General features: G+C 72.6%; 23 protein-coding genes. 13 read left to right on the top strand and 10 right to left on the bottom strand.

Features of this window, described 5'->3' with window-relative positions; translation table 11 throughout:
- Window positions 1-25: 25 nt before the first annotated feature.
- Window positions 26-694: a response regulator transcription factor gene (locus VK501_RS20465; protein WP_324340671.1), complete on the top strand. Its 669-nt coding sequence runs from the start codon at window positions 26-28 to the stop codon at window positions 692-694.
- 23 nt (window positions 695-717) lie between these two features.
- Here VK501_RS20465 and VK501_RS20460 read toward each other — a convergent pair whose 3' ends face one another.
- The 4 genes from VK501_RS20460 to VK501_RS20445 are packed head-to-tail and all read right to left on the bottom strand — an operon-like array spanning window position 718 to window position 4,419.
- Window positions 718-1,959: an ABC transporter permease gene (locus VK501_RS20460; RefSeq protein WP_324340669.1), complete on the bottom strand. Its 1,242-nt coding sequence runs from the start codon at window positions 1,957-1,959 to the stop codon at window positions 718-720.
- Window positions 1,956-2,699 (bottom strand): ABC transporter ATP-binding protein, encoded by a 744-nt coding sequence (locus VK501_RS20455; RefSeq protein ID WP_324340667.1) that lies wholly within the window; start codon window positions 2,697-2,699, stop codon window positions 1,956-1,958. Before VK501_RS20455 ends, VK501_RS20460 begins: the two co-directional genes overlap by 4 nt.
- On the bottom strand, window positions 2,696-3,805 hold the full coding sequence (locus VK501_RS20450) for a peptidoglycan-binding protein (RefSeq protein WP_324340665.1): 1,110 nt from the start codon (window positions 3,803-3,805) through the stop codon (window positions 2,696-2,698). The genes VK501_RS20455 and VK501_RS20450 overlap by 4 nt, the downstream gene beginning before the upstream one ends.
- A 2-nt stretch (window positions 3,806-3,807) precedes the next feature.
- Window positions 3,808-4,419 (bottom strand): hypothetical protein, encoded by a 612-nt coding sequence (locus tag VK501_RS20445; protein WP_324340663.1) that lies wholly within the window; start codon window positions 4,417-4,419, stop codon window positions 3,808-3,810.
- Window positions 4,420-4,566: 147 nt separating this feature from the next.
- Here VK501_RS20445 and VK501_RS20440 point away from each other — a divergent pair, with 147 nt between their 5' ends.
- Together VK501_RS20440 and VK501_RS20435 are read left to right on the top strand one after the other, a co-directional pair.
- Window positions 4,567-5,775, top strand: a complete 1,209-nt coding sequence (locus VK501_RS20440) for a HAMP domain-containing sensor histidine kinase (protein WP_324340661.1) — start codon at window positions 4,567-4,569, stop codon at window positions 5,773-5,775.
- Between the two features lie 102 nt (window positions 5,776-5,877).
- Entirely contained in the window at window positions 5,878-6,504 is a 627-nt protein-coding gene (locus VK501_RS20435) for a DUF2231 domain-containing protein (RefSeq protein WP_324340659.1), read from the top strand.
- Window positions 6,505-6,560: 56 nt separating this feature from the next.
- On the opposite strand, the gene VK501_RS20430 is transcribed toward VK501_RS20435, so the two are convergent.
- The 6 genes from VK501_RS20430 to VK501_RS20405 form a co-directional block, all read right to left on the bottom strand.
- A complete protein-coding gene (locus VK501_RS20430; RefSeq protein WP_324340657.1) occupies window positions 6,561-7,943 on the bottom strand; it encodes an aldehyde dehydrogenase family protein in 1,383 nt (460 codons plus the stop codon).
- Window positions 7,943-9,034, bottom strand: a complete 1,092-nt coding sequence (locus tag VK501_RS20425) for a hypothetical protein (protein ID WP_324340655.1) — start codon at window positions 9,032-9,034, stop codon at window positions 7,943-7,945. The genes VK501_RS20430 and VK501_RS20425 overlap by 1 nt, the downstream gene beginning before the upstream one ends.
- 103 nt (window positions 9,035-9,137) lie before the next feature.
- Window positions 9,138-9,797: a response regulator transcription factor gene (locus tag VK501_RS20420; RefSeq protein ID WP_324340653.1), complete on the bottom strand. Its 660-nt coding sequence runs from the start codon at window positions 9,795-9,797 to the stop codon at window positions 9,138-9,140.
- On the bottom strand, window positions 9,794-10,933 hold the full coding sequence (locus tag VK501_RS20415; RefSeq protein WP_324340651.1) for a sensor histidine kinase: 1,140 nt from the start codon (window positions 10,931-10,933) through the stop codon (window positions 9,794-9,796). The genes VK501_RS20420 and VK501_RS20415 overlap by 4 nt, the downstream gene beginning before the upstream one ends.
- A complete protein-coding gene (locus tag VK501_RS20410; protein WP_324340649.1) occupies window positions 10,933-11,670 on the bottom strand; it encodes an ABC transporter permease in 738 nt (245 codons plus the stop codon). Before VK501_RS20410 ends, VK501_RS20415 begins: the two co-directional genes overlap by 1 nt.
- Window positions 11,667-12,635 (bottom strand): ABC transporter ATP-binding protein, encoded by a 969-nt coding sequence (locus VK501_RS20405; protein WP_324340647.1) that lies wholly within the window; start codon window positions 12,633-12,635, stop codon window positions 11,667-11,669. Before VK501_RS20405 ends, VK501_RS20410 begins: the two co-directional genes overlap by 4 nt.
- Window positions 12,636-12,909: 274 nt before the next feature.
- On the opposite strand from VK501_RS20405, the gene VK501_RS20400 reads away from it, so the two are divergent.
- The 10 genes from VK501_RS20400 (at window position 12,910) to VK501_RS20355 (ending at window position 21,703) form a co-directional block, all read left to right on the top strand.
- Complete coding sequence (locus VK501_RS20400; protein ID WP_324340645.1) at window positions 12,910-13,272, top strand: autotransporter; 363 nt, start codon at window positions 12,910-12,912, stop codon at window positions 13,270-13,272.
- Between the two features lie 14 nt (window positions 13,273-13,286).
- Window positions 13,287-14,078 carry a hypothetical protein gene (locus VK501_RS20395; RefSeq protein ID WP_324340643.1) on the top strand — a complete coding sequence of 264 codons (792 nt, stop codon included), beginning with the start codon at window positions 13,287-13,289 and terminating at the stop codon, window positions 14,076-14,078.
- A gap of 137 nt (window positions 14,079-14,215) precedes the next feature.
- Window positions 14,216-14,755 (top strand): PadR family transcriptional regulator, encoded by a 540-nt coding sequence (locus VK501_RS20390; RefSeq protein ID WP_324340641.1) that lies wholly within the window; start codon window positions 14,216-14,218, stop codon window positions 14,753-14,755.
- On the top strand, window positions 14,752-15,465 hold the full coding sequence (locus tag VK501_RS20385; protein WP_324340639.1) for an ATP-binding cassette domain-containing protein: 714 nt from the start codon (window positions 14,752-14,754) through the stop codon (window positions 15,463-15,465). Before VK501_RS20390 ends, VK501_RS20385 begins: the two co-directional genes overlap by 4 nt.
- Window positions 15,466-15,497: 32 nt before the next feature.
- Window positions 15,498-16,211, top strand: a complete 714-nt coding sequence (locus tag VK501_RS20380) for an ABC transporter ATP-binding protein (RefSeq protein WP_324340637.1) — start codon at window positions 15,498-15,500, stop codon at window positions 16,209-16,211.
- A 68-nt stretch (window positions 16,212-16,279) separates the two neighbouring features.
- Window positions 16,280-18,775 carry an ABC transporter permease gene (locus tag VK501_RS20375; protein WP_324340635.1) on the top strand — a complete coding sequence of 832 codons (2,496 nt, stop codon included), beginning with the start codon at window positions 16,280-16,282 and terminating at the stop codon, window positions 18,773-18,775.
- Between the two features lie 31 nt (window positions 18,776-18,806).
- Window positions 18,807-19,904 carry a DUF2600 family protein gene (locus tag VK501_RS20370; RefSeq protein WP_324340634.1) on the top strand — a complete coding sequence of 366 codons (1,098 nt, stop codon included), beginning with the start codon at window positions 18,807-18,809 and terminating at the stop codon, window positions 19,902-19,904.
- Window positions 19,905-20,067: 163 nt separating this feature from the next.
- The gene (locus VK501_RS20365; RefSeq protein WP_324340632.1) at window positions 20,068-20,532 is read left to right on the top strand and encodes a hypothetical protein; all 465 of its coding nucleotides are present in this window, start codon (window positions 20,068-20,070) and stop codon (window positions 20,530-20,532) included.
- 5 nt (window positions 20,533-20,537) lie between these two features.
- The gene (locus VK501_RS20360) at window positions 20,538-21,026 is read left to right on the top strand and encodes a helix-turn-helix domain-containing protein (protein ID WP_324340630.1); all 489 of its coding nucleotides are present in this window, start codon (window positions 20,538-20,540) and stop codon (window positions 21,024-21,026) included.
- Between the two features lie 152 nt (window positions 21,027-21,178).
- Window positions 21,179-21,703, top strand: a complete 525-nt coding sequence (locus tag VK501_RS20355; RefSeq protein WP_324340628.1) for a DUF302 domain-containing protein — start codon at window positions 21,179-21,181, stop codon at window positions 21,701-21,703.
- The last annotated feature ends 134 nt before the right edge of the window (window positions 21,704-21,837 follow it).

The following is a 21,837-nucleotide window of genomic DNA, read 5'->3' as shown; positions in this document are numbered from 1 at the left end:
CCCCCGCCCGCGATCATGCGCGGCGATGAGGGTTCTTGTCGTCGAAGACGTCCGCCGCCTCGCCGACGACATCACCGAGGGGCTGCGCGATCAGGCAATGGCCGTCGACGTCGTCTACGACGGCATCGACGCTGCGGCCAAGCTGCAGCTGCACGACTACGACGTGGTCGTCCTGGACCGGGACCTGCCCGGCATGCACGGCGACACGGTCTGCCGGATGGTGGTCGACAGCGAGCACCCCGCGATGGTCCTGATGCTCACGGCATCCGGCGCGCCGGGCGAGCGTGTCGCCGGCCTGGCGCTCGGTGCCGACGACTACCTGCCGAAGCCCTTCCACTTCCCCGAGCTGGTCCTGCGCGTCCGTGCGCTCGCCCGCCGCCGGCCGCAGGCGCAGGCGCGGGTGCTGCGAGCGGCCGGCCTCGAGCTCGACCCGCTGGCCCGCACCGCATCCGACGACGGGCGGCCGCTGGCGCTGTCGGCCAAGGAGTTCGCGGTCCTCGACGCGCTGCTGCGGGCCGCGCCGCGCGCCGTGAGCGCCGAGGAGTTGCTCGAGCGCGCCTGGGACGAGAACGCGGACCCGTTCACGAAGACCGTCCAGGTCACGATCAGCCGGCTGCGACGCAAGCTCGACAACCCGAGTGCGATCGAGACGCTGCCGGGCGTGGGCTACCGCGTCGCGCGGCCCGCCGCCTGAGCGGGCGCCGCGCGACGCGTCCCTCACACCGTCCGCAGCGCCTCCGTCGGCGACAGGCGCGCCGCGCGCAGCGCCGGGGCGAGCCCTGCCACGGCGCCGATGGCCACGGCAGCGCCCATGCCGCCCGCCCAGGCCGAGGCGGGGATGACCACGGCCCAGCCCTTGACGTCGGCGTAGACGGCGGTCGCCAGTGCACCGAGGCCGACCCCGACCGCGCCGCCCAGCAGCGCGAGCACGATCGCCTCGACCAGGAACTGCGTCCGGATCTGCCCCCGCGTCGCGCCGAGCGCGCGGCGCAGCCCGATCTCCGAGCGTCGCTCCAGCACGGCGATGATCATGATGTTGGCGACGCCCACCGCCCCGACGAGCAGCGCCACCGCGCCGAGGCCGAGGAAGAGGCTGTTCGTCGCGCTCTTGGCCGCCGCCCGCGCGGTGAGCGCCGAGGACGGCTGGCTGACGTCGACCTCGTTGGGCGCCTCGGGATTGGCGGTCTGGGCGAGTAGGCCCTGTACCGCCTCCACCCGTGCGGTGTCGGCGCGCACGTACACCGTCGTCGGCGGACCCGAGGTCACCCGCCCACCGACGGTGCTCGTGTAGTGCAGGTAGCGTCGGGCCGCCGGGTACCCCACGAGGGCGCTCGTGTCGATCTCCGGGGCGAGCACCGCCGGCGCGAGGATCCCCGCGACGGTGAACCACTGGCCACCGAGCCACACGCGGTCGCCCGGCACGACGCGGTCGACGCCCATCCGCTCGGCGGCCGCGGCGCCGAGCACGACGACCGGCTCGGTCGCGATCGCCGCGTCGAGCCAGCGCCCCTGTGCGACCCTGGTCGCGACGATCGGCAGGAGGTCAAGGCTCGCCGCCTGCACGACGAGGCCGTTGGTCTGGGCGCTGGAGATGAGCGGGCTGCGGAACACCTTGACGCCGGGCAGGGTGGCGGTGTCCGCGACGTCCTGCACGCCCGCGACGCCCCCGATCATCCGCGTCGCGGTCGTGGGCAGCTGGGCCTCCTCGCCGGCGAACGTCTGGCCCTTGCTCGCGGTCAGCAGGTTGGTGCCGAGCCGGTCGATCTCGGCCAGCAGGCCCGCCTGCGACGAGGACGACAGCCCGAGCACGGCGACGATCGCCGCCACGCCGATCGCGATGCCGAGCGCCGACAGGCCGGCGCGCAGCGGGCGGGTGCGCAGGCCCACGCCGGCCACGCGCGCGACGTCGCCGGCGCGCAGCCGCGCCGGCGTCAACGCGCGCTTGCGTGCGCCGCTCATGCCGCCTCCGGGAGCGCGCTGTCGTGCACGATGCGGCCGTCGAGGACTTCAACGTGCCTCGGCATGCCGGCGGCGAGCTCGCGGTCGTGGGTGATGACCACGATCGTCGCGCCGGCCGCGCTCAGCCCGTCGAGCAGCTCCATGATCGCGGCGCCCGAGGCGCTGTCGAGGTTGCCGGTCGGCTCGTCGGCGAGCAGGATCGCGGGACGGCCGACGAGCGCGCGGGCGATCGCCACGCGCTGGCGCTGCCCGCCCGAGAGCTTTCCGGGGCGGAACCCCTTGCGGTCGCCGAGGCCAACCGCGTCCAGCGCCGCCGCCGCGCGCTCGCGCCGCTCGGCGACGCCGGCGCCGGCATAGAGCAGGCCGTCGGCGACGTTCTCCAGCACGGTCGAGTGCTCGGCGAGGAAGAACTGCTGGAAGACGAACCCGATGCTTCGCGCACGCAGCGCCGCGAGCCCACGGTCGTCGAGGTCGGCGACGTCGACGCCGTCGACGCGGACCGTCCCGGATGTCGGCCGGTCCAGCGTGCCGATGATGTGCAGCAGCGTCGTCTTCCCCGAGCCGGACGGCCCGACGATGGCGAGCAGCTCGCCGGCCGCGACGGTGAGGCTGACGCCGCCCAGCGCCTGCACCGGCGGCTCCGACCCGTAGGACTTGGTGACGTTCTCGAGCTCGAGGACGGCGCGCGGGGCGGCCGCGCCGGCCGCCGCAGCCGCGGTCATGGTGGGCAGCGACGTCATGCGGCCGGGGTCACCACCTTCTGCCCGGCGGCCAGCCCGGAGCCGGTGACCTGCACGAGCCCGTGCGCGTGGTCGAAGAGACCGAGCTGGACCGGCACGCGCCGCGGGGGTCCCGAGGCCCCGGCGACCTCGACGGCGTAGCCGCCGCCGGCCTGCGCGATCAGCGCCGTGACCGGCACGCTCAGCGCGTCCTTGATGCGGGCGGTCGTGAGCTGGACCTGGACCGGCGCCTGGTCGAGGCCGGCGACCTTGCCGCGGTCGTCGAGCGTGATGTGCACGGGGAGCTTGGGCGTGGCGTCGCCGCCGGCGCCCTGGCCCGTGTCGGCGGTCGCGACGGTCCCCACCTCGGTGACGCGCCCGCGCGCCGTCGTGTTGTCGGGCAGCGTGACGTCCGCGCGGTCGCCCTCGCCGACGCCCGCGGCGTCGGAGGCGTCGAGGTCGACCTCGACCTGCCGGCGCGTCGACGTGGCCTGGGCCAGCGGCGCTCCCGGGCGCGCCGGGGTGCCGAGCGTCCCGGTGACCTTCGTGACGCGCAGCCGGCCGGGCGCCACCACGGCGGCTGACGGCGCCAGCGTCCCGGTCTCGTCGGCGCCGCGGTCCTCCTGGAGGTCTCGCAGCGCCTCGGTCGTGTGCCAGGTGAAGTCGTCGGAGCCGGGGTCGAGCTCGTCCGCGTCGGCGTAGCCGAGGCGCACGAGCGTGCGGTTGAGCTCGCGGACGTCTGGGCCGGTCATGCCGCGCGACAGCGCCCGGTACAGCGGTGTGCGCCCGCAGACCAGGACCACCGGCTCGTTGTCGACTCGGTAGACCACCTCGCCGCAGCCCTTGACGTCGCCGGCCTGCGGGAGCCCGGTGTAGACGCCGGCGGCCTGGTTGACGAGGACCCACGGCGAGCCGTCGGAGTGCGCGGCGTAGCCGACGCTGCCCGAGGCGGAGACCTGCGACGTCAGCACGCCCTCTTCGACGGTCGACACCGACCCGGAGGGGCGCGACGCGCCGGCGGCATTTGCGGTGCCCGTCGGGCCGGACGGCCCGGCCACCGCGATCGCGGCCGCCGCCGCGGCGGCGGCCCCGACCGCGGCGGCGCCCGCGGCGCGTCTGCCACGCACCCTCACGGCGCCGTCCCCTGCGTCGCGCCGCCCGGCATCATGCTGCCGCACTTGGCCTGGGCCGCCTTGAAGCTCGCCGAGTTGGGATCGACGCCCGAGTCGGGCGTGAGCCGCATCGTCACCTTGCCGCGGGAGGTCTCCGGGTCGGGGAACTTCGGCACGCCATTGCCGCGCATGCATTTGGCGAAATCCAGGGCGGCGTTCTGGCCAGCCCCTCCGCCTGCGTTCTGGGCGCCGGCCGGCGCCAGCGACTGGCAGGCCTTCTCCGCCGCCTTGAACGCCGGCGAATCCGGGTTCAGCCCGCTGCCGGGGCCGGCGCGGAGGGTGAGGCGGCCGTTCTGCGGGTCGGGGAACTCCTTGATGCCGTGCTCTCTCATGCACTGCGAGTACTTCACGGCCTGGTCCGACGTCTCAGCGGCCGAGCCGCCGCCGCTCCCGGCGGCCGCGGCCGCGGCCGCGCCGCCGTCGCCGGAGCCCGCCGTGCTCGTGTCGTCGGACGCGGTGCCGCCGCAGGCGCCGAGCGCGAGCGTCGCGCCGAGCAGCGCGAGCGCCGCCGGCAGGCGCGCCGGCCACGTCACGTGTCCCTTGTTGATGTCCTTCGTGGGGTGCTCCATGTGCGTCGACCTCCTGATGGGTCGCTTGGGTTCGCTGACGGAGCGAGTTGTAGGAGTCGCGCGGTAACGCGGCCCAAACGTGGGCCGTTACCTCGCTGTTACCTGCGGTGCGGCAGGCTCGAGGCACGCATCGCCCACAATGCCCCCGTGACCGCCGCCGCCCTCAGACGACTCGCCGCCGTGCCGGCGCTGCCCCACCGCACCCTGCGCCTGCGGCTGACCATGCTGTACGGGGCCCTGTTCCTGATCTCCGGCGTCGCCGTGCTGACCATCACGTACGTGTTGGTCCGGCACAACAGCGGCCATCTCGTCGTCGTCAAGCTCGACCAGCTCCCCGGCGCGGGCGACCAGCCGGCGCCGCCGCTGCCGGACCTCGACGCCATGCGGAGCCAAGCGGGCGACCAGCGCTCGCGCATGTTGAGCCAGCTCCTCACGCAGTCGGGCGTCGCGCTCGCGATCATGTCGGTGCTCTCGATCGGCCTCGGTTGGCTGATGGCCGGCCGCGCGCTGCGCCCGTTGCGGACCATGACGGCGAGTGCCCGGCGCATCTCCCATCACAACCTTCACGAACGCCTGGCGATGGAGGGCCCCCGCGACGAGATGAAGGACCTCGGCGACACGATCGACGAGCTGCTCGGTCGGCTGGAGGAGGCGTTCGCCTCCCAGCGACGGTTCGTGGCCAACGCCTCGCACGAGCTGCGTACGCCGCTGGCGATGATGCGCACGTCGGTGGATGTCGCCACCGGCAAGCCGGAGCCGGTCCCGCCGCAGGTCGCCGCGCTCGGCGACAAGGTGCGCGAGGGCCTCGACCAGGCCGAGCGGCTGCTCGAGAGCTTCCTCATGCTGGCTCGCGCCCAGCACGGCACGGTGGACGAGCGCGACCGCGTGGCGCTGGCGCCGCTCGTCGCCGCGGCGCTGGACTCGCTCGGCGACGGCATCGCGGAGCGGGGCATCCGCGTCGAGCAGGACGTGGGCGACGCGGCGATCGACGGCAACCGGACGCTGCTCGCCCGGCTGGTCGACAACCTGATGGACAACGCGATCCGCCACAACGAGCCCGGCGGCTGGGTGCGGATCCGGGCGACGCAGCGGGAGGAGTCCACCGAGCTCGTGGTCGAGAACGGCGGGGCTCACCTGACGCCCGGAGACGTACGCGCCCTGGCCGAGCCGTTCCGCCGCCTCGGCGGACATCGGGTCCGCTCCGCCGACGGCCAGGGCCTCGGCCTCTCGATCGTCGCCGCCGTCGCCGCCGCCCACGGCGGCGACCTGCATCTCGAGGCCCGGGCCGACGGTGGGATGCGCGCGAGTGTCACCGTGCCGCTCGTGGTCCTCGCCGTGGCCGTCGGCATCCGGTAGGACTCGCCGATCTGCAGGTTTCCCGCGCAGTGTCCACCGACGGCCGCGGTGAGTGCGCCGATTCTCGGCGAACTCCCAGTCTGCACCGGTAGATACGCCGACATGTCCGCCGACGCCTCCGCCGCTGCGCCTCCGTCCATCCCGAGCCGGCCGTCCGCCGCGCCGCCGTGGGAGCTGATCCTGCTCGGGCTCACGGTGCTCTCGCTCGCGCTGATCCCGGTCGAGATCCACCGCGCCTTCGGGCTGCCCGCGCACCCGCTGCTCATCCACATCCCGGTCATCCTCGTGCCGCTGGTCGGCGTGGCGGCGCTGGCGCTCATGGCCCGCCCGGCGTGGATCGAACGCCACGGGCTGCTGGTCGGGATCTTCGCGGTCGCCGCCACCGCGGCGACGATCCTGGCCGTCGGCGCGGGCGAGGCCCTCCGGGCAGACCGCGGCGGCGGGCCCCCCGGCGAGGCCGCGGCCATCGACGCGCACGCGTCCGCGGGCGAGACGCTGCGGATCCTGATCGTGCTGTTCACGCTCGCGCTGCTCGGGACGCTGTACGCGCGGCGCCGGGCGCTGGCGAGCCCGGCGATGCTCGGCCTGCGCGTGCTGGTCGCGGCCCTGGCGATCGCCTCGGTCTTCTTCGTGATCCGCACCGGCCACCTCGGCGCGAAGCTGACCTGGGGCGGGGGCGAGGGCGGGGGCGGCGGCGGTCCGCCGCCGGCCTTCCGGTTCGGCGGCTGAGCGGCGGGCGGCGCCGCGGGCACGGCGTGCGGCCGACCACACCGCCGTGCTCGGCCTCAGTCGCGGATGACGGCTTTCGTGCGCATCAGGAACTCGGCGAGGTAGCCGTCGTGCGGGATGCCCGGCTCGATCCAGTAGGTGGGGTGGTCTCCGACGTAGACGTTGCTGATCGTCGGCTCGGCGACGAGGGCATCCACGAGGCGCGTGTCGTGGGTGATCGCGGTGAGCACCAGGGTCTCCTTGAACGGCTCGAGGCCTGCCTCGGGCGTCCAGGGCGCGACCCAGACGCAGGGGAAGGCCAGCTCGACGCCCGCCTGCGCGGCGTCGGGCCGGTCGAGCTGGTGCACGGCGGGACGCAGCACGGCGCTGCCGTCGCCCAGCTCGTCGACGACGCCGTCGCCACCCAGCCACGGCGTGGTCCCCTCGGCCGTGGCGAGCAGGTACCGCTCGATCGGCCGCGCGTCGGCCACGGGGAGCACCGGCAGGACCGCGCGCTCGTCCTCCGGCGGGAGGCTGGGGATCGCCGCGAGCCGTTCGGCGATCGCCTGCGCGACCGGGGTGGGGTCGCCCTCGACGAAGACCGCGGTCGTGTTCACGCAGGCCCGCCCGCCCTCGTGGCTGATCGAGTCGACGATCACGTCGAGGTGCTCGCGCCAATCGACGTCGGCGGTCACCAGGATCTTCGAGCGTCCGGGCCCCTGCGGCAGCATCTTCGACATGGCCGCGTACTTGCGCATGACGTCCTCGCCGCCGTAGGCCATCGCGAGGTCGGCTTCGCGCAGGATCGCGTCGGCGGCGTCGTAGCCGGTCGGCAGGAGCATCACCTGGTCGTCGCCGAACCCGGCCGCGCGCAGCGCGGAGATCAGCCGATGCGGGGTGAACGGATCGCGCCGGGAGGGGCGGACGGCGACCCGGTAGCCCAGCGCCAGCGCCTCCAGCCACAGGCCGTGAACGCCTGGATGGTTGCCTGGCGCGTGCACCGCGAAGACGTCGCCCCGCCTGGTCCACACCCCCCGGCCGGTGCGGGTGAAGGGATCCCGCCAGTGGTTGACGGCCCCGACGGGCCGGGCCTGCTGCACGCTGCGGTAGGCCTGGGCGGCGCTGCGGGCGATGGCCTCGCCGGCCGAGCGCACCACCGAGATCGGCATGCCCGCGGCGCGGCTGACCATGAGCTGGTGGTCGGCGGCCGACACGCCGGCGACGGTCTCCGTGGCGTGGGCCTCGCCGGCGCGGGCCAGTGCGGCCAGGCGGTCGTCGACCGGCAGGGTGTCGGCCTTGTGAAGGGCCGCCATGGCGCGGGTGACGAACAGCCTCGGCACCAGGCTCAGGTCGGCCAGCGGGTTGCCGGCGACGTCGGTGATCGTCTGCCGCTCATGCGCGTGATAGGCGCCGGCGGGGCCGAGGGCGTCCAAGGCGAGCCGCTCAGCGGTCGCGGCCATCAGTACACCCCCTCGATCACGGCCTCGTCGTCGAACCGGTGGACCGGCGTCACGTCGGCGACCGAGTCGCCGACCTGGCCCTCGGGCGGCCGGATCCGGGTGGCCATGTCGCGTTCGAGGTTGTTGGGCAGCAGGAACGACCGGCTGACGTGGTTCATCACCACCTGGCCGCGCTCGCCGTAGGCGACCGCGCGCCCGGTCTCCGGATCGACGACCGAGAACGTGATGTACGGCGAGAACGGGTCGAAGATGCACGGCTCGTCATCGGTGAGATCCGGCCGCTCGGGTGCCCCGCCGAGCACCATCGTGCTTCCGTAGCCCCCGTGGAGCGTCAGCCCGGGAAAGACCTCGGTGCGGTACAGCTGCCGGGTGTCGGCGTCCATGTGCGCGCCGCCCCATTCGATCGTCTGCACCTTCTGGCGAACCAGCTCGACGAGGTCGTCGCGGCGCGCCAGCCGCTCCAGCAGCGGCGGCGTCGACATCAGGACGCCGATGTCCTGGGACTGCAGCACGAAGGCCGCCTGGTCGATCAGGTGCTCGGCGTAGGCGTCGGCCTCGTCCGCCTTGCCCGCGGCGATCAGCTTCTTCACCCAGCGTGGATCCATGTCGATCGTGAAGCTCAGGCCGCCGAGGGCGGCCGCCTGGCGCTTCATCATCTCGCCGGCCATGTGCGGCCCGCTCGGGATCAGGAAGAGCCAGTCGCGGCCCCTCAGCTCTCCGCGTGCGTCCAGGTGGGCGATCTGCCAGGCGAGCATGCGGTCCCACCACTCACGCAGCATCACGATCCGCTTCGGGGCGCCGGTGGTTCCGCCGCTCTCGAACACCCCGAGGACCTCCGGATGTGGTCCGTAGCCCTGCGGGATCAGATCCTCCGCGCGGACGTCGCGCAGCTCGTTGGTGACGTTCGGAAACAGCGTCAGGTCCTCGAAGCCCTTGATGTCGGTGCGCGGATCGAAGTCCAACGACTTGGCTCGCTCCAACCAGAACGGCGACCCCGTGGTCGGGCTGAAATGCCAGTCCATGGCGGCCCGGAGGAACTCGTCCGGATCGGGATGGACATCGAATGCCGCGTCCTTCGCGTTCTGCAACATGACGTCTCCTTGTGTCGCAACCGACGGTAGATCCGACGGCCGGCATCCGCAGGTGTTCGCCCGCCGGGGCGGGTCTGGCCTTCGGCACGGTGAGGCGATGCAGTCAGTCCGCGGACTGCTCGGTGATTCCGTGGTCGAACGCGAAGACGATCGCTGCTGCCCGGTTGCGCAGGTCGAGCTTGGAGAAGATGTGGTTGACGTGGGTCTTGACGGTGAGCGGGCTGACGACGAGCAGCCGGGCGATCTCGTCGTTGGTGGCACCGCGGCCGATCAGGGCGAGCACCTCTCGCTCGCGGGAGGTCAGCGCGGCCGCCGCGCCGTCGCGGCGGGGAGCCGGCGACCGCGTCGTGCGGTAGACCGCCAGGACGCGGCCGGTCACGATCGGGTCCAGCCACGCGCCGCCCTGGGCGACCACGCGGACGGCGCGCTGGAGCTCGTCCGCGGCGATGCCCTTGAGAACGAAGCCCGCCGCGCCCGCGCGCAGCATGCCGGCCAGCGCGTCGTCGTCGTCGAACGTCGTCAGGGCGAGCACGGGCGGCGCGTCGTGCTCGCCGGTCAGCCGCTGCGTCGCGACGACGCCGTCGACGCGGGGCATGCGTACGTCCATGAGCACGACGTCGGGACGCGTCGATCGGACGGCGGCGACCGCGTCGTCGCCATCGGCGCACTCGCCGACGATCTCGAACCCGAAGGCGGCGCGCAGGATGCCCCGCAGCCCGGCGCGGACGAGCTCCTGGTCATCGACGAGCAGGACGCGGATCACGTCGCCGCCACCTCCGGCGCAGGCCCGAGCGGCAGCCAGGCGTGGACGCGCCAGCCGACGTCGCATGGTCCGGCGGTGCAGTGACCGCCGAGGGCGGCCGCGCGCTCGCGCATGCCGGGCGTGCCGCGGCCGACGCCGGTGACCGCGCCGGGGGCGCCGGCGGTGTCGACGACCAGCTCGACACGCTCCGGCGCCGTGGCGAGGCGGACGACGGTGCGGCGGCCCGCCGCGTGCTTGGCGGCGTTGGTCAGCGCCTCCTGGAGGATCCGGTAGACCACCGACCCCGTGGTCGCCGGCAGGAGCCCGAGGTCTCCGGCGATCGTCAGCGTGACGTCCGCGCCGGCGCGACGGAACCCGTCGACGAGGTCGGTCACCTCGCCGATCCCGTGGACCGGCGCGGCCGTCCCGTCGTCGGCGGGCGTGCCCATCAGGCCGACGATGCTTCGCACCTCGTCGAGGCTCTGGCGGCCCAGGCGCTCGGCCTCGGCCAGTGACCGCGCGGCGTCCTCAGGCTCGTGCTCGACGGCGAGCCGGGCGCTCGTCACGTGCAGCAGCGAGACGGTCAGCGTGTGGGCGATGACGTCGTGGAGGTCGCGGGCGATCCGGTTGCGCTCCTGCGCCCGCGTTCGCTCGGCCAGCCCGGCCTGTGCCTCGCGCAGCTGCTTGACGAGGCCGATCTCGTGCCGGACGAGGGCCGCGGCGCAGACCGTGAACGTCGTGCCGGCCATCCAGGCAGCCCATCCGGGGTCGGACTCCTCGGCGACGAGCCACTCGGCGGCGAAGAGGGCGAGGCTGCCCGCCCAGTAGGCCAGGCCCTCCCAGCCGCGACCGCCCAGGACGCACCACGCGGCGAAGACGCAGACGGCGAACCAGCTGACGTAGGAGGCGCGGTTGTCGCCGAGCACGGCCACCCCGACGGTGCCGAGCACGGCGCTGGGCAGCAGGAAGCGCGTGTCGAGGCGGTCGATCAGCAGCCCGCCGGTGAGCGCCGTCGCCGCCGCCGCGAGGGCCACGCCGGGAGCCTCGGGCAGCCTTCTGGCCAGGCCGATCGCGACGAACAGCGACAGCGCCACCAGGCCGAGCACGTTCGCCCGGCGCAGGGCGCCCTCGATGAGCCCGCGCCGACCGGCGGTCATCACAGGGCGCAGCGCCGTCCCGCCAGCAGCGTCGCGGCGACGGCCAGGCCCGCGACGGTGAACAGCGAGCCGGTCGGCGTGCCCACGCCGAGCCACGGCTCGCGCACGGCGTCGGTGACGATGGTGAGCGGCAGGAACTGCGCGATGGAGCGCAGGGCGGCGCCCATGACCTGCGGTGGCGGTCCGCCCGCGCCGAGCAGGAAGGACGGGAAGAACAGCATCAGTCCCACCGCCTGGGCGGAGCGGGCCGACGGCAGCAGCGTTCCGAGCACGATGCCGATGCTGACGAACGCGATCGCGCCGAGCAGCAGTCCCGCGATCGTGCGCCCGGGGAGGTGCATGGCGGGCACGCCGTAGACGGGTGCGGCGACGGCGAGCAGGATCACGGAGGCGGCGGCGATCGCGACGAGCCCGACCGCGAGCTGCGCGGCCGCGAACGACCAGCGTGGAAAGCCTGCGGCGGCGAAGCGGCGCAGCACGCCGCGCTCGCGGTAGGAGGCGAGATGCACGGGCATCATGACGAGGCCGGTGGCGGCGATCACGACCGTAAGGTACGACGCGACGTACCAGTGCGAGGGGTTGGCGCCGTCGAACTCCGGGTCGGGGTCGGTGCCGAACGACCCGCCGATGATCAGCATCGTCACGACCGGGAAGACGAACACGAACGTCAGCACCAGCGGATCGCGCAGCATCAACTTCAGCTCGGTCCGCAGCAGACGACCCGCCTGGGCGCTCATCGCGCCGCTCCGACGAGCTCGCGCTCGGCTGCGGGTGGTGAGAGGTGCTCCGCGGTCCCGTCGAGCAGCTCCAGCAGCGCGTCCTCGAGGCTCGGGACGCGCACGGTGAGGTCGTCGGGGATCGCCTCGGCCCGTACCAGCGCGGCGCCGACGTGGGCGATCGCCGCGCGGTCGCCGCGGACCTCGACGTGGCGCTCGGTGACGGCGACGTCGGCCACGCCGGGCAGGCGGCGCAGCTCGTCCAGCAGCGTGGCGGATCCGTCGGCCGACCGCGCCGCCCACCGCATCGTCGCGCGACGCCCGTGGCGATCGACCAGCTCCTCGGGCCGGCCGGCGTCGAGGATCCGGCCCGCGCGCATGGCGACCACACGGTCGCAGAGGACCTCCGCCTCGTCGAGCTCGTGGGTCACCAGCAGCACGGTGGTCCCGTCCCGGCGCAGCTGGTCGACGGCGGCCCAAGCATCGCGACGCGCGGCCGGGTCGAGTCCCTGCGTGAGCTCGTCGAGGATCACGAGTCGGGGCCGGCCCAGCAGCGCCAGGACGAGGAACAGCCGTTGTCGCTCACCACCGCTGAGCGATGCGAACGCGGTTCGCCGCCGCTCGCTCAGGCCGAACTGCTCGAGCAGACGCTCACCGTCGCGTCCGTCGCGGCCGGCGAAGAGCGTGACCGCCTCGCCGGCGCGCAGCCGGTCGGGCAGCGCCGACTCCTGCAGCTGGCTGCCGATCAGCGGGCGCAGCTGCTCGGCCTGCGTGACGGGGTCGAGCCCGAAGACCCGCAGCGTGCCCGCGTCGGGCCGCCGCAGCCCCTGGATGCACTCCACCGTCGTGGTCTTGCCCGCGCCGTTGGCGCCGATCAGGCCGAGCACCTCGCCGGCCTCCACGTCGAGGTCCAGGTCGTCGACGACCCGGCGCAACCCATAGCTCTTGCTCAGACCGCGAACGGTCACCACGTGCGATTCGGTCATGCGGCGATGCTCCCAGCGCGATCGCAGCCGCACATCGGCTCCAGGGTGGATCTTCGCCTCGGCGCCAGGGTGGACCGGAGCCCGCTGCCCGAGTGCGGTGAAAACGAGCTTGTTTCCAACTATGGACACGGCCGCCGCGGTCCTGTTACGTTCCGGCCGCGTGCGTACTCTGGCTGATCATCACCGAGCAATCGTCGCGGGTGCAGCGCTCCTGGCGGTCACGACTCCGTCGCTGGGCGCCCACCCGGCGACCGCGGCGCCTCGTGCGCCGAGCGTGACCAGGATCCACGAGCATGTGGCGCTGAAGCTCCTGAAGCGTTCCGGGTCCAGTGTGTTCGAGCACACGGGCCGCGCGACCGGCACCGTCGCCGGCTCGGTGCGTTCACGGATCACGCTGTCTCACTCGGTGCTCTTGCGCGGGACGGTGACGATCAGCACCAGCAAGGGCAAGCTGCGTCTCGACGTCAGCGGGCGCGCACGCTCGATCGAGCTGCGGACGAAGTTCGACGGGACGGCGAGGATCGCCGGTGGAAGCGGTCGTTACGCCGACGCCCACGGGTCCGGCACCTTCACCGGCGTCGTCAACCGATCCACGTGGGCCGCGACGATCGACGCCACCGGCTCCTTCAGCTACTGATCAGGGAACAGACGTTGACGGCTCTTCGCGCGTTCGTTGCCTGCCTCGCGGCGCTCTGCGTCGCATCGTCCTCGGCGGCCGCCTCCGTCGAGCCCGCCCGCTTCTCGGTCGAGTTCTCGCGCGGCGTCCGCCTGGGCGAGGAGACGGCGATCAGTCTCGACCTTCGGCTGGATCCGGACCTGCCGGCGCTCACGGAGTTCCGCATGCTCACTCCTGCCCGCCTGAGCTTGAGCGACAGCCGGCTGGGCGCAGCGTCGTGTAGCAGCACCGAGGCTGAGATCAAGCGCGTCATGGCTCCCTCCCGCCACCCCGGGTGCCCGGCCAATTCGCTGATGGGAACCGGGCGGGCGACGGCGACCGCCAGGCTGCTGCTGACCGACGACGAGTGGTTCGCCGGCGCTGCGGTGATCGCGTTGCACGCAGGCGCTCCGGTCGCCGGCAAGCCCGGACTGCTCGTCACCGCCGACACGTTCAACCCCGTCCGGATGCAGCTGACCTATGCCGGGTACTTGTACGTGCCGCCGCCGTCGTTCGGCCTGGGGCTCGCGATCCTGGTCCCGCCGATCCCGCGTCCGCCGTTCGAAGCCCCCGTCGCGTTGTCGACCATGCAGCTCACGGTCGGCCGCCCGTCGATCACGTACTACAGGTCGAGTCGGGGTCGCCGTATCGCCTACCACCCCGGCGGCATCCCGCTGCCGGACTCCTGCCCGCGAGACGGATTTCGCTTCCGCGCGATCCTGCGCTTCGCGGATTCGTCACGGCGCGCCGTGGATGCGCTCGTGCCGTGCCCGCCGCGTCGGCGATGAACCGGAACCGGCCCTGCCAACTGGCAGGGCCGGGTCACGGCGAGGTGTAACACAACGTTCACGGCCATGGATATGCTCTCGTTTCTAATGGAGGAGGGCGGTTGTCGGACGCAACGCGATATGCGGTGTTGGGCTTGGTGGCGCGACGGCCGACGTACGGCTACGCCCTCGTCGAGCAGCTCGGCCGCTGGCCGCTGGATGACGCCGTCGTTCCCGCACGGCGAGCCATCTACAAGGCGCTCCGCGCGCTCAGCGAAGACCACCTGATCGAGCCTCAGGACTCAGCTCTCGACCGCGAGCCCGACGGCCCCAGCCGGAGGCGGTTCGCCGCGACACCCGAGGGCGAGCGCCGTTTCGAGGAGTGGCTGCAACGCTCACCCGAGACGTTCGCCGAGCTGTGGCTCCGCCTCGGCACCGCTCGGCGGACGGACGTGCCGTTCTTGCTCGACACCGTGGCCGCGGCCGAGCGGGCCTGCCTGGCCCGTCTCGGAGAGCTTGAACCGCCCGAGCTCGAGGAGCTGGTCGCCGGCGGCGCGTCGTGGGAGGCGATCTCGGCCGCCATGCTGGCCTCGATCGAGATAAGCGCGGTGGCCGCGCGCTCACGGCTCCTGCGCGACCTGCGCCGGGCGCTGACGGCGACGGGCGAAGGCGATCCGGCCGAGGTCGAAGTTCGATGACGGCGCTTCTGAAGCTCGAGGCGGTGAGCGTCTCCTACTGGCGTGGGCGCCGACGGGTCCAGGTCCTGCGTGATGTCTCGTTCGAGCTCGACGCCGGCGAGTTCGGCGGTGTCTGGGCCGATCGGAGCGCCGGCAAGACGACGCTTGCGAAGATCGCGGCGGGCGTGTTGGCACCCGACGAGGGACGGGTGACGTTCGACGGACACGACAGCCGGCAGCCGGACCGCAGGGGCATGGTGCATGGTCAGATCGGCTTCGCGACGCGGCGCGGCCCTGAGTTGGAGAGCATGGCCGTCGAGGCCTGGATCGCGTCGACCATGCTCAACAGCTTCTCGTGGCGGGCGGCGATCGAGCGCACGCAGCTTGCGCTCGACCGGGTCGGTGCTGCGGAGGCCGCCGCGGAGCCGTGGTCGGAGCTCTCGGATGGAGAGCGGGGGCTTGTGGCGATCGCGCAGGCGATCGTCCGCGGCCCCAAGCTGGTCGTGGTCGACGACCCCGTCGCCGGCCTCGGCGGTGCTCGTCGTTCCAAGATCATCAGCTTGCTGCGTTCCATCGCGGCCGAGGGCGTCGCGGTCTTGATGACGGCCGCCGAGCTGACCGAGCTGCAGGGCGCCGATCGGATCTGGTCGCTTGAGGCGGGTCGCCTCGACGGACCGCCCGCTCGGTCGATGGGGACGGTCGTGCCGTTCCGGAACGCCAGCGGCTCATAGCCGTCCACGGCGCGCCGCGCCCCGAGGACAGAATGGACAGCGCACCCTTGCTCGAGTTCCGCGACGTGCAGAAGCACTACCGCACCGGCACGGAGGTCGTGCGGGCGGTGGACGGACTGTCGCTCGCTGTCGAGGCCGGCGAGATGGTGGCGCTGTATGGACCGTCGGGCTCGGGCAAGAGCACCATCCTGCGGATCGGCGCCGGCATCGAGACGCCTGACAGCGGCGCGGTGTACGTGGAAGGCGAGGCGGTGAGCGGCCTCTCCGGCAAGGCGGCCGCCCACTACCGCATGCACGTGCTCGGCTGGATCAACCAGGAGTCCGATCTCCTCGACGGAGCCACGGCGCTCGACAACGCCGCCACCAAGGTCGTCGTCACCGCGGGCAGCTGGCGCCGCGCCCGCCGAAGCGTCGTGCCCTTGCTCGAGGAGCTGGGTCTCGGTCACCGCCTCGAGCACCGCGCCGAGACCCTGTCCATGGGCGAGCGACAGCGAGTCATGATCGCTCGCGCCCTCTCGCTGAACCCCCGGGTCCTTCTCGCCGACGAACCGACCGGCAGCCTGGACAGCCGTCGTAGCCGCGAGGTCCTCGCGCTGCTGCAGGAGGCTACGCACTCGCGCGCGATGGCGACGGTGCTGGTCACTCACGACGAGCACGCGGTGGCCTACGCCGACACGGTCTACACCCTTCAGGACGGAGTCCTTCACGACTCCGGCCCCGACGCCGCACCGGCTCCGTGGGCCTGACGCGCTGGGGCCTGGCGCCGGCGAGGCCGGGTCGGCTTCGTCTGACGAGCGCACTCGCGCTGTACCGCGTGCGCCTTCGGCGGCGGTGGATCCAGGAGCTCCTTGCGGTGCTCGGGATCGCCGCAGGCGTCGCGCTCCTGTACGCGACGCAAGTCGCCTCGACCTCGCTCTCGGGACCGGTCGGTGCGATGAACGACGGCCTCGTCGGCCACAGCCAGTTGCAACTGCTGTCTCGCGGTTCGACGGGATTCCCGGACCAGATGTACGACGAGGTGACGGCCTTGCCCGGCGTCCGGCGCGCCGCGCCCGTCCTGCAGCTGCCGGGCAACGTCGTCGGTCCTCGCGGCCAGCGAGCCGTCACGCTGTTCGGTGCGGATCCACGGATCGTGCGACTTCGTGGGAGCCTGCTCAAAGGCTTCACGAGCAAGGACGCCGCCGAGCAGCAGACGATCGTCCTCCCGTCCCCGACGGCCCGCGCGATCGGCGTCAGCGTCGGAGACGACGTCCGCCTGCAGCTGGCCGGACGGACGATCACCCAACCCGCCGTCGTTGCCGGTCGCGATCAGATCGGATCGCTGGTGAACACGTCGATGGCCCTGGCACCTCTGGCCTACCTCCAGCAGCTGGCCCGCTCGGGCCACATGGTCACGCGAATTCTCGTCGAGGCGGAGCCCGGGCAGATCGCCTCGGTGCGACGAGGGCTCGAGCGGCTCGCCGCCGGCCGCATCGACGTGCGTCCCGCCGACTACGAGACGAAGCTGTTCGATCAGGCCGCCAAGCCGACGAGCCAGGCATCAGCGATCTTCTCGGTGCTCAGCGCACTGGTCGGCTTCCTGTTCGCCGTCTGCGCGCTGCTCGTCACCGCGGCAGACCGGCGCAAGCTGGCGATCCAGCAGCGAGACCAGGGGTATCCGCCGGCCTCGACGCTCGCGACGCTGTTGGTCGACGCGGCCGTCGTCGGGGTCGTCGGCACGGCACTCGGGCTCGCGGTCGGTGAGCTGGTCTCGCGCCAGGGCTTCTCGTCGGACGTCAGCTTCCTCTCCGGCGCGTTCCCGATCGGCGATCAGCGGGTCGTCACGTGGCAGAGCATCGCCATCGCCGGCGCCGGAGGCCTTCTCGCCGCAGCCTTCGGCGTGCTCGCGCCGGTGCGAGACATCGTCGTCACCCGCCGGCCCTTCCACTCGCGGCCCGCTCCTGCCCCTGAGCCCGCGAGCGACCGATCGCGGTTGAGCGGCCCGCTGCCGATCCTCGCAGTCGTCTGCCTGGCGGCGGCCATCGCGATCACCGTCGCCGCGCCGGGAGCCGCAGTGGTGGGGCTCGTCCTGCTCGCGGCCGCCTTGGTCTTGTCCCTGCCGATGATCCTCGCCGGTACGGTCGCGGGACTGGAGTGGTGCAATCGACGGGGACGCTCGCTCGCCGCGGTCGAGCTCGCGCTGCAGCAGCTGCGCGCGCGGCGCTGGCGCGCCCGAGCCCTGGCGATCGTCGCCACCGGCGCGGTGGCCGTGTTCGGCGCGACAGCACTCGAAGGCGCACGGACCAACCTCGCGGCGGGGCTGACCGACGACGTCCGCGGGCTCGCCGCGGCATCTCCGATCTGGGTCGCCCCGCGCGGGGCAGGGGACGTCTACGGCACGACGTCCTTCCCGCCGAGCGCGGCGTCCACCCTCGCGCAGCTTCCCGCAGTCGGCAGCGTGGCGCTCTACCGGGCCGGACTCCTTGACATCGGCGATCGGCGCGCATGGATCATCGGCGTCCCCGGCGACGCACAGGTCCCGATCCCACCGCACCAGGTGCTGAACGGAGATCAGCAGCAGGCGACGCAACGAATCCGCTCGGGCGGCTGGGTGACGGTTTCCCGCGCGCTCGCCGACGACCTCGGGCTTCACGTGGGGGAGCGCTTCACCCTGGCGACCCCGAGGCCGGCGCAGCTCCGTGTGGCGGCGATCACCACGAACCTCGGGTGGTCCGCCGGGGCGCTGCTGATGAACGCGTCAGACTTCGCGCACGCATGGGGAGCCACCGCCGCTGCCGCCTACCACGTGCGTCCCGCGTCCGGCACGAGCGCAGCCGAGGCGGGCCGGCAGGTGGCCCGCGCACTCGGTCCGAGGTCAGCGCTCCGCGTGGAAAGCGCCACGCAGCGAGCCGACCGGCAAGCGACTGCGGGGCTCAGCGGTCTGAAGCGCCTGCAACAGATCGCGCAGCTCACGCTGCTGGCGGCCGTGCTGGCCATGAGCGCCACCATGACGGGCCTCCTGTGGCAGCACCGTCCGCTGGTCGCCTCGTTGAAGGTGCACGGCCTCGGCACAGGTCTGCTCTGGCGTGCGCTGCTCGTCGAGACCGCGGTGCTGTTCGTCACCGGGACGGTCGCCGGTGGCGCGCTCGGGCTGCTCGGCCAGGTGCTCTGCACCCGCGGCATTCAGGTGGTCACCGGCTTCCCGGTGGCCGAAGGGATACAGCTCGGGACGGCCGCGATGGCCATGGCAGTCGTGGCCGGTGCTTCGCTGGTCGCCCTGATCGCTCCGGGCTACGCCGTGACCCGTGTGCGGCCGTCTTGGCGCGAGTAGACGTACGTCGCCAGCGGAGCTGAGCCCGCCGATGGCCGGGTCCGATCCCGCGCCGCTCACGCTGCGGCAGCTGCTCGCGCTCGGCGTCAGCGCCGGACGCGAGCTGCGGTGGGGCCTGAACGCCGTCAGGGCGGAACTCGCGATCTGGAGCGCACGAGCGCAGACGATCCCGGACGAGACCGTCCGTTCCGACGTCCTCAAGGCGATGACCAAAGGACGGACCCTGGTCGATGGTGCCGCGTTGTTCTGGACGTTGCCCTCGCGGCGCAGGCCGGAGCTGCTGCGCATGCTCGTCGCGTTCCAGACGCTCCTCAACTTCATCGACATCGCCCTGGAACGCGACGCACGCGGCCGCGACGGCAGTTCTGGCAGTTTGATGTGGCTCGCGCGCGACGCCCTCGACGTCGACGGCGCCGCGCCGCCCCAGCATCTCATCGAGGACACCATCGGCAACGACGGGGGGTTCCTTCGCGCACTCGTGTTTGCCTGTCGGCAAGGCTGCGCGTCGCTTGCTCAGTACCCCGAGGCACGCGGGCTGCTGCTGCGCGAGGCGCGCCGCTCGCGGGCGTTCGAGATCGAGCATGACCGTGACGTACCGCGGCGCACTGAGAACATGAAGGAGTTCGCCGCCCAGGAGTTCGGCGGCCATACGGAGCTCAGCTGGTGGGAGCTGACCGGCGGCGCCGGCTCGCTGTTGACCGCGATGGCGGTGTTGGCGCTCGCCGCCGACGAAGCGACCACCGAGGAGGATCTCCGGCGCGCCGCCGATGCCTATGTGTGGGTCGCCAGCGCGGGTGCGCTGCTCGACAGCTACATCGACCAGTTCGAGGACGCAGCGGTCGACGGGCACAACTGGCTCGACTACTACCCGACGCGCGAGGACGCTGCGCAGCGCATGTCGGAGGTGATCGGCGGAGCGCTTCGTGAGACGGCGGCGCTTCGCAACGGCGAACGGCACGTGGTGATGGTGGCCTCGATGACCGCCCTGGCGCTGTCGTGCGACAGCGCGCGCGGTGAGGGCCTTCGCCTCAGCACCCGCAACGTGCGCGAGGGCGCCGGCACGCTGACCAAGCTTCTCATCCCCGTGTTGCGAGCCTGGCGGATCGCGTACGGGCTGAGGGCCGGCTGACCCGCGCCGAAGGTCCCACCAATCCATACTAGTGCCTTGGGCACTAGTGCCCAAGGCACTAGTACCGCGCCGAAGCCCGACGTACTGTCGACGGCCCGATGTCGACGACGAGCCGAGAGACGCACCGGCAGTACCTCAGCAAGCCTGGGCAGGCTCGATGACGGTGCGAGACGCCAAGGTCGCGCGATTCTCCGACTGGCGGGCAGACCGTGAGCGCCGCGAGCGCCAAGTGCTCAAGGACGGACTCGCGGCCGGTCTCGATGCCCTGTACGAATGGATCGGGCGAGACCAAGATGTACGTATTGCGCTGGTGGCGATGTACGGCGATCCGTACGCGGGCGAGGAGGATCGGCCCGAAGCCGGCCGGAGCGTGCCGGTGGAAGCGGAGTTCATCAGCCTCGACGGAGCCACGCCGCTGACCAGCGCGCAACGACGCCACCTCGCGATCGAGACGATGCGTGCAGCGTCCGAGGGCCTCTACCGAGAGATGGCGCTCGGGCTGCGTCTCGCTGATCTCATCGAGGATCTCGCCACCGCTGCTGAGGCCGGCGATCACGAGGCGGAGACCCGGTACGGGCTCGTCATGGCGGCGCTGAAGCGGCGAGAGATGGAGGACACCCAGGGATGAGGACGATGGCGACCAGGAGTGAGCAGGAGCAGCGACGCAAGACGTTGCGTCCCCACCCCGCGCGCGACCAGATCGTGGATGCGATGCGCAGCTACGGCCGACCCATCAGCCCGACGCGGCTTGCTGAAGTCACCGGCGGGTCGATCGGCTCGGTCGCCTACCACGTGCGGACGCTGCTGAAGGCCGGCGTGGTCGAGCTCGCGGAGGAGGGCCGCGTCCGAGGTGCGATCGAGCACTTCTACGCACTCGTGCCCGCGAGCGCGGCCGACCTCAACGACCCGCTCATCGGCCTGCAGCGGCTCTGCGGCGCGCTGACCGTCCCCGACGCCGCCGGCGGCTACCCACAGCCGATCGCGCTCGACGACCCGGCTCGCGCGCAGCTGCACAAGCTGCTCGACACGCTCCGCCCGAAAGTGCAGCGCATCGTGCGCGACACCGCCAAGCGAGCGGCTGCGACCAGCGCCCGAGCCGCGGAGTCAGCCGTCGAGACGTAGCATCGCGCCGACCGAACGGCGCCGACGAGGCGCGAGAGCCGGTTGGAGAGGATGTTGTCGGCGATCCCCAGCGGTCGAACCGGACATTCGGACACCTCACCCCCTCCCAAAGTTGCCTTGCGTTTCGCAAGTCTACGGGCAGCCTTCGTCGCATGATCGACGTGCGAATTGCCCATCCCCACGAGGTGCAGCGGCTGACCATCGCCGTCGGCACCGGCTTCGACGACTTCCGCGACCGGTACGAGCAGAGCGTGCCGAGCCTTGACTCCGAGCGCCGCGCGGCGCTCGTGCGCGAGGGCGCGGACTGGGACACCATCCTGCGCGCCGCCACGGACAACGCGCCGCACGACTTCATCCGCTACTGGACGTCCGACGTCGGGGCGCTGATGCGGCTCGCCGGTGACTCCCCGCGCTGCTCGTCGTACCTGATGGGCAACCACACGATCGCCGAGCGCATGTACCGCCACGACCCGGGGATCATGCTCTATGCGCCATTGCGGACCGCGATCCACGAGGACGCCGACGGCACCACGTGGTTCAGCGTCGACCAGCCGAGCACGCGGTTCTCCAGCTTCGGCGATCCGGCGATCACCGACGTCGGGCTCGAGTTGGACCACAAGCTCGCCGCGCTCCTCGAGCACCTCGGCGCCCCAGTTCCGCCCGCACTCAGGGAATGAACAAGCGCGTTCGAACGATGACCGAAGCCGCGGCCGTGGGCGAGCATCGCGCGTCCGAGGCCGGCCCAGGTTGCCAGCCCCGCCGACGCCCTGGGCGTCGTGCCAGTGCCCGTCGTCTGATGCGACAGCGACTA

This window comes from Baekduia sp., assembly GCF_035318805.1.
Taxonomy (GTDB): Bacteria; Actinomycetota; Thermoleophilia; order Solirubrobacterales; family Solirubrobacteraceae; genus Baekduia.
The sequence above is the reverse complement of the archived record's forward strand: the minus strand, read 5'-3'. Positions and strand labels throughout refer to the sequence as shown.

Bases quoted from the DNA above. Each gene is read 5' to 3' on its own strand.
- VK501_RS20355 (WP_324340628.1), top strand. From the start codon at position 21,179: ATGATCGACGTGCGAATTGCCCATCCCCACGAGGTGCAGCGGCTGACC.
- VK501_RS20415 (WP_324340651.1), bottom strand. From the start codon at position 10,933: ATGACCGCCGGTCGGCGCGGGCTCATCGAGGGCGCCCTGCGCCGGGCG.
- VK501_RS20430 (WP_324340657.1), bottom strand. From the start codon at position 7,943: ATGGCCGCGACCGCTGAGCGGCTCGCCTTGGACGCCCTCGGCCCCGCC.
- VK501_RS20435 (WP_324340659.1), top strand. From the start codon at position 5,878: ATGTCCGCCGACGCCTCCGCCGCTGCGCCTCCGTCCATCCCGAGCCGG.
- VK501_RS20385 (WP_324340639.1), top strand. From the start codon at position 14,752: ATGACGGCGCTTCTGAAGCTCGAGGCGGTGAGCGTCTCCTACTGGCGT.
- VK501_RS20405 (WP_324340647.1), bottom strand. From the start codon at position 12,635: ATGACCGAATCGCACGTGGTGACCGTTCGCGGTCTGAGCAAGAGCTAT.
- VK501_RS20445 (WP_324340663.1), bottom strand. From the start codon at position 4,419: ATGGAGCACCCCACGAAGGACATCAACAAGGGACACGTGACGTGGCCG.
- VK501_RS20360 (WP_324340630.1), top strand. From the start codon at position 20,538: ATGGCGACCAGGAGTGAGCAGGAGCAGCGACGCAAGACGTTGCGTCCC.
- VK501_RS20410 (WP_324340649.1), bottom strand. From the start codon at position 11,670: ATGAGCGCCCAGGCGGGTCGTCTGCTGCGGACCGAGCTGAAGTTGATG.
- VK501_RS20380 (WP_324340637.1), top strand. From the start codon at position 15,498: ATGGACAGCGCACCCTTGCTCGAGTTCCGCGACGTGCAGAAGCACTAC.
- VK501_RS20465 (WP_324340671.1), top strand. From the start codon at position 26: ATGAGGGTTCTTGTCGTCGAAGACGTCCGCCGCCTCGCCGACGACATC.
- VK501_RS20460 (WP_324340669.1), bottom strand. From the start codon at position 1,959: ATGAGCGGCGCACGCAAGCGCGCGTTGACGCCGGCGCGGCTGCGCGCC.
- VK501_RS20370 (WP_324340634.1), top strand. From the start codon at position 18,807: ATGGCCGGGTCCGATCCCGCGCCGCTCACGCTGCGGCAGCTGCTCGCG.
- VK501_RS20425 (WP_324340655.1), bottom strand. From the start codon at position 9,034: ATGTTGCAGAACGCGAAGGACGCGGCATTCGATGTCCATCCCGATCCG.
- VK501_RS20455 (WP_324340667.1), bottom strand. From the start codon at position 2,699: ATGACGTCGCTGCCCACCATGACCGCGGCTGCGGCGGCCGGCGCGGCC.